This window comes from Pasteurella atlantica (genome assembly GCF_963693435.1).
In the GTDB taxonomy this organism is placed as follows: Bacteria; Pseudomonadota; Gammaproteobacteria; order Enterobacterales; family Pasteurellaceae; genus Phocoenobacter; species Phocoenobacter atlanticus.
Map to the genome: position 1 here is coordinate 441,906 of NZ_OY856306.1, position 13,340 is coordinate 455,245.

Genomic DNA, 13,340 nt, shown 5'->3' on the forward strand with positions numbered 1-13,340 from the left:
TATTTAATAGAACGTCAGGATGAGGAATCAAACCCTCACTCTTTTTTGTAACATTTAAAAATTTAAAATCTTATTGGAGAATAAAAATGGGAAAAATTATTGGTATTGACTTAGGAACAACTAACTCTTGTGTAGCGGTAATGGATGGCGATAAGCCACGTGTAATTGAGAATGCAGAAGGGGCAAGAACAACACCTTCAATCATCGCTTATACAGATAAAGAGACTTTAGTTGGACAACCAGCAAAACGTCAAGCTATCACAAATCCAAAAAATACCGTATTTGCAATCAAACGTTTAATCGGTCGTCGTTTTGAAGATAACGAAGTACAACGTGATATTGGTATTATGCCATTTAGCATTGTTAAAGCTGATAATGGCGATGCTTGGGTTTCTGTAAATGATGATAAATTAGCACCACCACAAATCTCTGCTGAAATATTGAAAAAAATGAAAAAAACAGCAGAAGATTTCTTGGGCGAGAAAGTAACAGAAGCGGTTATCACTGTGCCTGCATACTTTAACGATGCACAGCGTCAAGCAACCAAAGACGCAGGTCGTATCGCAGGTTTAGAGGTAAAACGTATCATCAATGAACCAACAGCCGCGGCATTAGCTTACGGTTTAGACAGCAAAAAAGAAAACCAAATTGTAGCTGTTTACGACTTAGGTGGTGGTACATTTGACTTATCAATCATCGAAATGGATAACTTTGATGGCGAGCAAACGTTTGAAGTGCGTGCGACAAACGGGGATACTCACTTAGGTGGTGAAGACTTCGATAACCGTGTAATCAATTACTTAGTTGATGAGTTCAAAAAAGATCAAAACATTGATTTACGCAACGACCCAATGGCAATGCAACGTGTAAAAGAATCCGCTGAAAAAGCGAAAATCGAGCTTTCTTCTGCACAATCAACCGAAGTAAACTTACCTTATATTACAGCGGACACAACAGGTCCTAAACACTTAGTGATTACCATTTCTCGTGCGAAATTAGAATCATTAGTAGAAGATTTAGTGGCGAAATCATTAGAGCCAATCAAAATCGCATTAAAAGACGCAGGGTTAAGCGTGTCTGAAATCAACGATGTCATCCTTGTGGGTGGACAAACTCGTATGCCTCTTGTACAGAAAAAAGTAGAAGAGTTCTTCGGTAAAGCACCACGTAAAGACGTAAACCCTGATGAAGCAGTGGCAATCGGTGCAGCGGTTCAAGGCGGTGTATTAGCAGGCGATGTAACAGACGTATTATTATTAGACGTAACCCCATTATCATTAGGTATTGAAACAATGGGGGGCGTGATGACTACGTTAATTGAGAAAAACACCACGATTCCAACGAAGAAATCACAAGTGTTCTCAACAGCGGAAGACAACCAAAGTGCGGTAACAATCCACGTGTTACAAGGGGAACGTAAACAAGCGTCAGCAAATAAATCATTAGGTCAATTCAACCTTGAAGGCATTAACCCTGCACCTCGCGGTATGCCACAAATTGAAGTAACTTTTGATATTGATGCGAACGGTATCATCAACGTATCTGCGAAAGATAAAAATACGGGTAAAGAGCAACAAATCAAAATTCAAGCATCAAGTGGTTTGAGTGATGAAGAAGTTGAACAAATGGTACGTGATGCAGAAGCGAATGCGGAAGAAGATCGTAAGTTTGAAGAGTTAGTTCAAGCGCGTAACCAAGCAGATCACTTAGTTCACTCAACTCGTAAACAGGTTGAAGAAGCAGGCGATGCAATCAGTGCTGACGATAAAGCAAAAATTGAAGAAGCTGCAAAAGAGTTAGAAACAGCGGCTAAAGGTGAAGACAAAGCTGAAATTGATGCAAAAGTTGAAGCATTAGTGAAAGCGGCAGAACCTTTAATGCAAGCAGCCCAAACTCAGGCACAAGCAGCTCAACAAGGTGCAGGTCAAGAGCAATCATCTGCGAAAAAAGACGACGATGTTGTTGATGCAGAGTTTGAAGAAGTAAAAGATAAATAATTTTATTTAATTCAAATTGTAGGGGCGTATTAAATACGCCCCTTTACCGTATAAAACAAGCGGTCATATTTTAGATAAAATTTGCAAATTTTTATAAAAATCTAACCGCTTATGATTAGGTCAAAACAATGTCAAAAAAAGATTATTACGAAATCCTTGGTTTAAACAAAGGGGCGAGTGAGCAAGAGATCAAACGAGCCTATAAACGTTTGGCAGCCAAGCACCACCCTGATAAACACCAAGGCAGTAAAGAAGCAGAAGAAAAATTTAAAGAGATCAAAGAAGCCTATGAAGTGTTAGGCGATCAAGAAAAACGCTCAATGTACGATCAATACGGTCATCAAGCCTTTGAACAAGGCGGGTTTGGTGGCGGATCAGGTGGATTCGGGGGTGGTTTTGGTGGCTTTGAAGATATTTTCAGCGAAATGTTCGGCGGCGGTGGTCGTGGACGTTCACGCGTAGTGCGTGGCGATGATCTGCAATATAACCTTGAAATTACTCTTGAAGAAGCCGTTAAAGGTGTAAAAAAAGATATTCGCATTCAGACGCTTGTGCAATGCGATAACTGTCACGGTAGTGGTGCTGAGAAAGACTCTAAAGTATATACCTGTTCGCACTGTCACGGTAATGGACGAATTCGCCGTCAACAAGGTTTCTTTGTATCCGAAGCCATCTGCCCAAGCTGTAATGGAAGCGGTAAGAAAATCGAGAAAAAATGTAAATCTTGTTATGGTGAAGGGCGAGTTAATAAACCAAGAAGCCTTTCAGTTTCTATTCCTGCGGGAGTGGATACAGGCAATCAATTACGTTTATCTGGTGAAGGTGCCGCAGGAGAGAATGGTGCACCAGCGGGCGATTTATACGTTGTCATTCACGTTAAACCACACGATATTTTTGAACGTGATGGTTCAAACCTTTATTGTGAAGTACCGATTAGCTTTACAATGGCGGCTCTTGGTGGTGAAATTGAAGTACCAACCCTTGAAGGCCGAGTAAAATTAAAAATACCAGCAGAAACCCAAACGGGGAAATTATTCCGAGTGCGTGGTAAAGGTGTAGTGTCTCCTCGTGGTGGGTATGCAGGTGATTTAATTTGTAAAGTGACCATTGAAACTCCTGTTTCATTAACGGACGAGCAAAAAGAGTTACTTAGAAAATTAGAAGAAACCCTTGAAGGGCATAAAAAACATCGCCCAAAACACGATGGTTTTTTTGACGGCGTAAAACGTTTTTTTGATACGCTAGGTAAGTAATTTAATAAAAAATTAAAGGTAAATAATCATATTATTCTGTCATATTATAAAAAAATCGCTCTAAGATTTTTATCTTAGAGCGATTTTGATTATTTAAATATCTCTACTTTTTTGATATTAATGGTGTTGTCTTCCAAATTTTTTCTGCATATTCTGCAATTGTACGATCTGATGAGAAGAAACTCATATTCACAATATTTTGTAATGCACTATCAACCCATTCTTGTTGGTTTTGATATTTTTGATCCACTAATTTCTGTGTTTCAACATAACTTCTGAAATCAGCAAAGGCTTGATAATAATCGTAAGATTTTAATCCATTTAATAAATCTTGGTAACGACTAGGCTCTTCAGGTGAGAAACTTCCATTTGCAATTTGATCAATAACAGTACGTAGTTGCTCATCAGACTGATAAATCTCAAAAGGACGATAGCCATTTTCACGTAGTGTCTCAACTTGCTCAACGGTATTACCAAAAATAAAAATATGATCTTCACCTACATTCTCTAAGATTTCAACATTCGCACCATCGAGTGTACCTAATGTTAATGCACCATTTAATGCAAACTTCATATTACTTGTTCCAGATGCTTCTGTTCCAGCAAGAGATATTTGTTCTGAAATATCTGCAGCAGGAATAATAATTTGTGCAAGGCTTACGCTGTAGTTCGGGATAAAGACAAGTTTTAAGCGACCTTTTAAACGTTCATCATTGTTGATCACTTTTGCAACATCATTAATTAAGTTAATGGTTTGTTTCGCTGCATAATAAGCTGATGCGGCTTTACCTGCGAGAATAAACACTCTTGGTGTCCAATCTTTTTCAGGGTTAGCAATCATTTCATTATAACGAGTAACAATATGTAATACGTTTAAAATTTGACGTTTATATTCGTGAATACGTTTTACTTGAACATCAAATAAAGCATCTGGATCGAGTTCAATGCCTAACTCTTTTTTAACATAATTTGCTAAACGCTCTTTATTGGCTCGTTTAATTTGTGGAATCGCTTGTTTAAGTTCAGAATCGTGAAGGTGCTCTTTTAATTTTTCAAGTTGTCCTAAATCACGTCGCCACTCTGTACCAATATATTTATCAAATAGTGCAGATAAATCTTGGTTTGCCACAGCAATCCAACGACGAGGCGTAATACCATTTGTAACATTAGTGAAACGCTCTGGATAAATACGAGCAAAATCAGCAAAAGTAGAACTTACCATTAAGTCAGAATGAATGGCTGCTACACCATTGACTTTGTGTGATCCAACAACAGATAGCCATCCCATTCTCACTTTTCTATAATGCCCTTCTTCAATAAGTGAAACTCGACGAATGAAATCATCATCCGAAGTCACATTTGCTCTTACGTAATCTAAGAAATGCTCATTAATTTCAAAAATGATTTGTAAATGACGAGGTAAGATTTTTGCCATCATTTCTACAGGCCAAGTTTCTAACGCCTCAGACATTAAGGTATGACAAGTATAAGAAAATATACTGCAACACATTTTCCACGCATCTTCCCATTCATAACCTTCTTGATCAATTAAAATATACATTAATTCAGGAATTGCTAAAGCTGGATGAGTATCATTTAAATGAATAGCAATTTTATCTGCCAAATTATCTAATGTTTTATGTGTGCGTTTATGACGTTTTAAAATATCTTGTAGTGATGCTGAAACTAAAAAATACTCTTGACGTAAACGTAATTCTTTTCCTGCCCAAGTCGAATCATCAGGATAAAGTACTCGAGAAACATTTTCGATCGCTGAACGTTTTTCTATCGCTCCGAAGTAGTCACCTTTATTAAAATCACTTAAATCAAAAGTATCCCCTGCATTTGCACTCCATAAACGTAAAGTTGCAGCTGAATCATTTTGATAACCAGGGATCATTTGATCATACGCCAAAGCAGTTAATTCTTCATCATTTTTCCAAATACATTTTTTACCTTCAAAATAAATATGTCCACCAAAACGAATATTAAAACGTTTAGAAGGACGAATAAATTCCCAAGGGGCATCTTTTTCAAGCCAAGCATCTGGCGTTTCAACTTGGCGTCCATCATCAATAACTTGTTGGAACATACCGTATTCATAACGAATACCATACCCCATTCCTGGAATACCTAAAGTGGCGATAGAATCCATAAAACAAGCTGCTAAACGACCCAATCCACCATTACCTAATCCTGGATCAACTTCTTTTTCTAATACATCTTCTAAATCAACATCTAATTTAGCCAATGCTTCTTTTGTTAATTCATATATTCCTTCAGCAATTAAAGCATTAGATAAAGTACGTCCTATCAAAAACTCCATAGAAAGATAATAAACTCGTTTGGTTTCTTTACTTCTAGCTTGATGTGCAGTAGAAATCCATCCTTCTGTGACTAAATCTCGTACTGCATATAACGTTGCATTTAACCAATCTCTTTGACTTGCCTCTTCAGGCGAGCGTCCGATTAGAAAAATCAACTTATAAACGATCATATTTTTTAACGTTTCTGAGTTATCTTTTAAATGATCATATAAAAAAGGAAACTGAATATCTCTTGTCATAATTTGCTTTTACTCCAAATACTAATATACATAAAAGAGCAGATACTATACTTTTTTATGCTAAAAATAAAACGCTTTTTATCTTTTTACTAAGACTGATACAATTGTTGGTAATGTTTAGCAGATATTTTCCAGCCAAAATCTTGCTCCATTGCTACAGTTCTAACACTAAACCATAAACGTTGTTTTTGCCATAATGTGAATGCATTGCAAATTGCTTGGCTTAATGCTTCTGAGCTAGCATCATCAAAAACAAAACCTGTTGCTGTACGAGCTTTTATATTTTCCGATGTACTATTCACTACTGTATCCGCCAATCCACCCGTCGAGCGAACTAATGGCAAAGTACCATATTTTAAACCATATAATTGAGTTAGCCCACAAGGTTCAAAACGACTTGGTACTAAAATCACATCGCCACCCGCAATAATCAAATGTGATAATGCCTCATCATAACCAATTCTAACCGCTATATTTTCTGGATAACGAATAGCTAATTCATTAATATTCTGCTCTAACTCTGTTGCACCAGAACCTAAAATAACTAATTGCCCACCTTGTTTAACAATTTCTTCGGCACTATCAACAACTAAATCTACGCCTTTTTGCTCAGTTAAACGTGTAACCATTACAAATAACAATGCATCAGCTTGCTGTGGTAAATTAAAATAAGATTGTAGCTTTTCTTTATTCTTACGCTTCTTGGTCATAAATTTAAGTTTATAATGATCTTTTATGTATGGGTCATTATTTGGATGCCAAATATTTTCATCTACACCATTTAAAATACCAAATAATTTACCTTGTTGCTCTAATGTTGCAAGCAAACCTTCTAATCCATAGCCAAATTCTGACGTTGTAATCTCTTTTGCATAAGTTGGGCTCACCGCTGTTACTTTATCAGAATAATAGAGTCCTGATTTTAAATAAGAAATTTGCCCATTCAACTCTAATCCATTGATATTAAACATTTCACTTGGTAATCCAATTTCATATAAATGATCTGCAGAAAAATTACCTTGATAAGCCAGATTATGAATAGTAAAAATGGATTTTGCAGGGCGACCTTTATGAGCTAAATAAGCACTGGTTAAACCTGCGTGCCAATCATGAGCGTGTACCACCTCAGCTTTCCACCAGCTGTCTAAACCTGTTGTTAACTCTGCCCCTACCCAGCCTAGTAATGCAAAACGTTTGTAGTTATCAAGATAATCATTGTAATTTTCATCATAATAAGGATTGCCTTCACGAGCATATAAATGGGGTGCATCAATCAAATAAACACCAATACCATTATACTCACCGTAACGTAATATGATATGCCCTGCAAAATTATCAAATTCATTAACAATAACAGTGTTTGTTATACCTGCAATAATTGCAGGATAAGCTGGTAATACTACTCTTGCATCAATACCAATTTCTTTTTGTGCAAAGGGCAATGCTCCAAGAACATCGGCTAACCCACCAGTTTTTAACAGTGGATATAATTCCGAACAAACGTGTAAAACTCTCATTTAATTATCCTTTTCAATATACAATACTAATAAAAATTAGTATTGTAGAGGCAGATAATATCCTACCCTGCCTCTACAAAATTAACTATTACAATAAATAGTCACATTTACTTTAATCTAAGTGTTCTTCATGAATCACTTCTTTACCTAGTAACTTTTCAATCATAGGTTTAGTGACTAATACTACCTTATCTGTACTACTCACTCTAAAACGCTGACGATCCGATTCCAAATCTAATCCTATTTCTGTACCATCAGGAATATTTACATTACGATCAATAATACAATTTCTTAATGTACAGTTCTTACCAATAGTGACCTCTGGCAGAACAACACAGTACTCAACCATTGAACCTTCATTTACAGTAATATGGTCAAATAATACAGAATTACTAATACCTGCATCAGTAATCACACAACCACCAGCAATTAATGAATTATCTACAGGTTTACTATCTGATTTCTTATAAAAAAACTTAGATGGATAGGTCTGAATTGGATTACCACGAATTGGCCAGCGTTGATCATAAATATCCAGTTGTGGGTTTTCAGAAACTAAATCAATATTTGATTGCCAGAAACTATCTAATGTACCCACATCACGCCAATAAATTTCACCTTCAGTATTACGTCCCATACAAGAACGGCTAAACGGATGGGCGTACAATACACCTTCTTTTAAAGTACGAGGCAAAATATCTTTACCAAAATCGTGAGAAGTGTAAGGCGTTTCAACCTCTTTTTCTAATACTTCATATAAATAGTCGGCATCAAACACATAAATTCCCATTGATGCTAATGAAATATCAGGTCTGCCAATCATTGCTGGTGGGTTTTCTGGTTTTTCTACAAAAGATTTTACTTTTAAATTTTCATCAACCGCCATCACACCAAATTCAGATGCAATTTTACGATCAACTTCAATACAGCCAACCGTACATTTTGCACCACTTGAAATATGGTCAAGTAACATTTGACTATAATCTTGTTTATAAATATGATCCCCTGCCAAAATTAATACGTATTTGGGGCGATAATGATTACGTAAAATTGCCATATTTTGATAAACCGCATCAGCCGTACCACGATACCAAGTTGAATTATCAATTTGTTGACGAGCTGGCAACATATCGACAAATTCACCTTTTTCTTGTGGTAAAAATGACCAACCACGTTGTAAATGACGTAATAAGGAATGGGCAGCATATTGGGTTACTACACCAATACGGTTTAATCCCGAGTTAATACAATTAGATAATGCAAAATCAATAATACGGCGGTTACCTCCAAAATAAAGTGCTGGTTTTGCTCGTTTATCTGTTAGTTCGTGAAGACGAGAACCTCGCCCACCTGCCAAAATAAGTACTAATGTGTCTTTTACCACTTCGTATTTATTTGGGGATTTTGTCATACTACTCATAGTTACTCCTTATTTCCATTAAATTCATTATTGAATTTAATCTGTTAATTAAACTATTTCTGTAAAATACAAAAAGTAAGATTATCAACTTTTAATACATCTTCTTGTAAAATTACATCTGTATTACTATATACTGTCTCCCATTTCTCTTTGGATAGTAAAAAGGTCTGTGGCTGTGATTTAGCATTCACTAACAATAACCATTGATTATCTAATAATATTTGAAAGGCTTCCGTTTCATTATTGTGCCAATCAGCTTCTCTCATCGGTTGACCATTCACATTTAGCCAGCTCACATTATTTTCATTCCACCACTTATCTTTTGATAAACTTAATATCTGTTTGCGTATCGCAATTATCTTTTTAGTTACATCAAATAACTCTTTCTCAAAGGTATTCCATTTTAACCAAGCGGTTTGATTATCTTGGCAATACGCATTATTATTGCCATATTGAGAATTACCAAATTCATCGCCCGCCAATAACATTGGAACACCATTTGCTAAGAGCAAACTACATAACAATCCACAACTTGTAAAAAATCGATCTAATTTCACCGCTTCTGGAATGTCATCAAGCCCTTCAATGCCGTGGTTATAACTATAATTTTCATTCCGTCCATCATTGTTATTTTCGCCGTTGGCTAAATTATGTTTCTGGTTATAACAGGTCAAATCTTTTAAGGTAAAACCATCGTGTGCTGTAATAAAATTAATCGAATTATGGGGTAAATAGCCTTCGCGCTGATAAATATCGCTCGACCCTGAAAAACGCTGTGCAAATGCACCTAGTTCACCACTTTTCCATAACCAAAAACGGCACATATCATCACGAAAACGATCATTCCATTCAGAAAAATAAACAGGAAAATTACCCACTTGATAACCCCCTTCACCAATATCCCAAGGTTCTGCAATAAACTTACATTTTTGTAAACTCGGTATTTCTGCTATCTCTTCGAATAATTTTGCTTTGGGATTAAATGCTGGTGTTTCTCGTCCTAAGGTTGGGGCTAAGTCAAAACGGAAACCATCGACGTGGCACTCTTCCACCCAATATCTTAAACAATCTATTACCCAACGGCGACCAATCTCAGAAGACACGTTGAGCATATTTCCACAGCCTGTTGCATTGATATATTCTCCTTGATCATTCCGCCAATAATAGGTTTCATCATCAATACCACGCTGACAAAAAGTTGGAAAATCTTTTTCTGATTCCGCACTGTGGTTAAACACCACATCAAGCACCACTTCAATTCCTGCTTTGTGTAACGCCTTAACCATTTCTTTAAATTCAGAAAGTGGCGACGTCCCTTTTCGTCCTGACCAATATTTAGGCTCAACCGTAAACATTGCCAAAGGATTATATCCCCAATAATTATGCAAGCCTTTTTCTTGTAAATGCGGTTCATCTAAATGGTAATTAACCGGCAATAGCTCTAAGGTCGTAATCCCTAGCTCTTTTAAATAAGCAATCATTTTAGAGTGAGCCACACCCACATAAGTGCCTCGAATATTTTCAGGTAAATCTTCTCGTAGTTTGGTTAAGCCTTTCACATTTGCTTCATAAATAATGGTGTCTGCCCAAGCAATATTAGGGGATTGATCATCTTGCCACGCAAATTTATCTTCAAAAATGACCGCTTTCGGGGCAAGGTGAGCGTTATCTCTTGGATCATTTAATAAAAACCACGATCGTTTTTCTGCATTACTCAGATCTGGCTTTCCAACAACTTCTTTTGCATAAGGATCAAGAATCAATTTATTTGGATTTAAGCCATCGCCATACAAACGATAACCATACTTCATACCACAACTTACATTGGATAACCAAATATGCCAAATATCTTCACTTTGGTGCATCAAATATCGGGTTTCTTCATCATCTTCAAAAATACACAACTCAATAGCGGTGGCTTTTGATGAAAAAATTGCAAAATTAAATCCATCAATATTCTCTTGAATTTGCTTTGTACAACCTAGTGGATAAGGTTTACCTTTATTTATCTTATTCATTTGCTATCTATTATTTGTCTAATTTTAAATATATGGTTGCCAATGGCGGAACAGCAACCTTAATAGATTGTGCTTTTCCGTGAGAGTCAATAGATTCAGCCTCTACTTTCCCTAAATTACCCATATTCGATCCCATATAAAGTGCTGAATCAGAGTTTAAGATCTCTGTATATGTCCCCATTTCATTGACACCAATACGATATTCATTATGTGGCACTGGGGTAAAATTACTGATGACAATAATACGCTCGCCACTGTGAGTACGGCGTTCAAAGGCAAAAACAGAATTTTGATGATCATCTGCAACTAACCATTCAAACCCATTAGGATCACAATCTAATTCAAATAATGGGGCATTTCGTTGATAGGTATGGTTAAGATCTTTTACAAAATCTTGTACCCCTTTGTGCCAACCACCACCGTGATTTTCATCTAATAAGAACCAATCTAAACTTTCTTGATAATCCCACTCACGCCCTTGTGCAAATTCATTACCCATAAAGAGTAATTTTTTACCTGGATGTCCCCACATATAACCATAATAAGCACGTAAATTCGCAAATTTCTGCCACGTATCTCCCGGCATTTTACCCAATAAAGAGGATTTACCGTGAACCACTTCATCGTGTGAAAGCGGTAACACAAAGTTTTCGCTGTATTGATACATCATTCCAAAGGTCATTTGATTATGATGATGCTGACGATAAATCGGATCTTTTTGCATATAGGATAAAGTGTCATTCATCCATCCCATATTCCATTTAAAATTAAAACCAAGTCCACCATTTTCTAAAGGATGTGTTACACCAGTAAAAGAAGTAGATTCTTCGGCAAAAGACACCGCACCATTCATCTCTTTATTGATTAAGTAATTCGTTTGTTTTAAAAATTCAATCGCTTCTAGATTTTCACGCCCACCATATTGATTTGGGATCCACTCCCCTTCTTTACGGCTATAATCACGATAAACCATCGACGCCACCGCATCAACACGGATTCCATCTAAGCCAAAGCGTTCCAACCAATATAACGCGTTGCTGACCAAGAAATTACGCACTTCATTACGACCATAATTATAAATAAGGGTATTCCAATCTTGATGATAGCCTTCTTTTGGATCAGCGTGTTCGTATAATGCCGTGCCATCAAACGCGACTAAGCCGTGAGTATCACTTGGGAAATGTCCAGGCACCCAATCTAAAATGACATTTAATCCTGCTTCGTGTGCTTTATCAATTAAACGTTTAAAACTTTCTGGTGAACCAAAGCGACTGGTTGGAGAATATAATCCAATAGGTTGATAGCCCCAAGAACCATCAAAAGGAAACTCAGAAAGGGGTAAAAACTCAATATGAGTAAAGCCCATTTCTTTTACATAAGGAATTAGCTCATCAGCAAGCTGATCATAATTAAGCCAATAATTATTTTCGACATTACGACGCCACGAACCTAAATGCACTTCATAGATAGAAATCGGTTGATCAGATTGATTCGCTTTACGACGTTGTGCTGTCATTTCTACTATTTCAGGCAACATACTCACTTGTGATGCCGTATCAGGACGAAGTTGGGAGCTAAACGCATAAGGATCAGCTTTTAAACGTAATTGATCATTACAATCAATCAGTTCAAATTTATAATATTGTCCAAGGGATACTTTTGGTAAAAATAGTTCCCAAATACCACTTGAAAAATGTTTTTGCATTGGATGACGACGCCCATCCCAATAATTAAAATCCCCCACCACAGAAACACGTTTAGCATTTGGTGCCCACAAACGGAAAACAACACCAGAAATGCCATCGCACTCCGCAAAATGAGCACCTAAAATTTCATAAGGTCTATGATGTGAACCTTCTGAAAGCAACCAATTATCCAATTCATCCACCATAGGATGAAAACGATAAGGATCTTCAATAATTTGAGATTCATTACCCCAAAATACCTGTAACTGATAATCATAAAAAGAATGGGTATCTGGTGTTATACCAGCAAAGAAACCTCGCTCATCAAGCGGCGATAATTCAAATAAAATTTGCTGATTTTCTCGCTCAATCACTAATACTCGTGTGGCATCAGGTAACAATACTCGAATTTCTATGCCATTATCGGTTTCGTGCATACCTAAAACAGAGAAAGGGACAGAACACTGCCCATTAAAAAAAGCATTAATTTCTGCTTGGGATACTAATTCTGTTATCATAAATTCTGCCTATTTTTGTTTTTTGTATATTGAAATATTTGGTTGGTATTAACAAAAATATACAGAGTTACAGTTAAAAAGCAATTGGTTTCATTGTAACTTGTGATCTCTATCAAAAATATTTTTTCCTGATCTTTTCATAAATAGAATATCTAAAAAAGTTTAAATTATAAACAAGAGAAACGTAACCTTTTACCTATTATTTTTTTAGATACTATTAAGAAATAGCAAGCATAAAAATTGTAAATTGTGAACTGGATATAACTGCTATATTTTATCAATTTTTCACATAACCAATTAATGTATAAACATATTGTAGGCACAAGGTATCTACGCAAGGTGTTAAATTTGTTAATTTTCGATTTG

General features: G+C 36.2%; 7 protein-coding genes. 2 read left to right on the plus strand and 5 right to left on the minus strand.

Annotation, left to right across the window (positions count from 1 at the left end; genetic code table 11):
- The first annotated feature begins 86 nt into the window (after nt 1-86).
- Entirely contained in the window at nt 87-1,997 is a 1,911-nt protein-coding gene (dnaK, locus tag U9966_RS02105) for a molecular chaperone DnaK (protein ID WP_306347265.1), read from the plus strand.
- A 128-nt stretch (nt 1,998-2,125) separates the two neighbouring features.
- Complete coding sequence (gene dnaJ / locus U9966_RS02110) at nt 2,126-3,250, plus strand: molecular chaperone DnaJ (protein WP_306347266.1); 1,125 nt, start codon at nt 2,126-2,128, stop codon at nt 3,248-3,250.
- A gap of 103 nt (nt 3,251-3,353) precedes the next feature.
- On the opposite strand, the gene U9966_RS02115 is transcribed toward dnaJ, so the two are convergent.
- From U9966_RS02115 to glgB, 5 genes are all read right to left on the minus strand, one after another.
- Entirely contained in the window at nt 3,354-5,816 is a 2,463-nt protein-coding gene (locus U9966_RS02115; RefSeq protein WP_306347267.1) for a glycogen/starch/alpha-glucan phosphorylase, read from the minus strand.
- 89 nt (nt 5,817-5,905) lie between these two features.
- Entirely contained in the window at nt 5,906-7,333 is a 1,428-nt protein-coding gene (gene glgA, locus U9966_RS02120) for a glycogen synthase GlgA (protein WP_306347268.1), read from the minus strand.
- 112 nt (nt 7,334-7,445) lie between these two features.
- Complete coding sequence (gene glgC, locus U9966_RS02125) at nt 7,446-8,753, minus strand: glucose-1-phosphate adenylyltransferase (RefSeq protein WP_306347269.1); 1,308 nt, start codon at nt 8,751-8,753, stop codon at nt 7,446-7,448.
- Between the two features lie 53 nt (nt 8,754-8,806).
- Nucleotides 8,807-10,771, minus strand: a complete 1,965-nt coding sequence (gene glgX, locus U9966_RS02130) for a glycogen debranching protein GlgX (protein ID WP_306347270.1) — start codon at nt 10,769-10,771, stop codon at nt 8,807-8,809.
- A gap of 10 nt (nt 10,772-10,781) precedes the next feature.
- Nucleotides 10,782-12,971, minus strand: a complete 2,190-nt coding sequence (gene glgB / locus U9966_RS02135) for a 1,4-alpha-glucan branching protein GlgB (protein WP_306347275.1) — start codon at nt 12,969-12,971, stop codon at nt 10,782-10,784.
- Between the last annotated feature and the right edge of the window lie 369 nt (nt 12,972-13,340).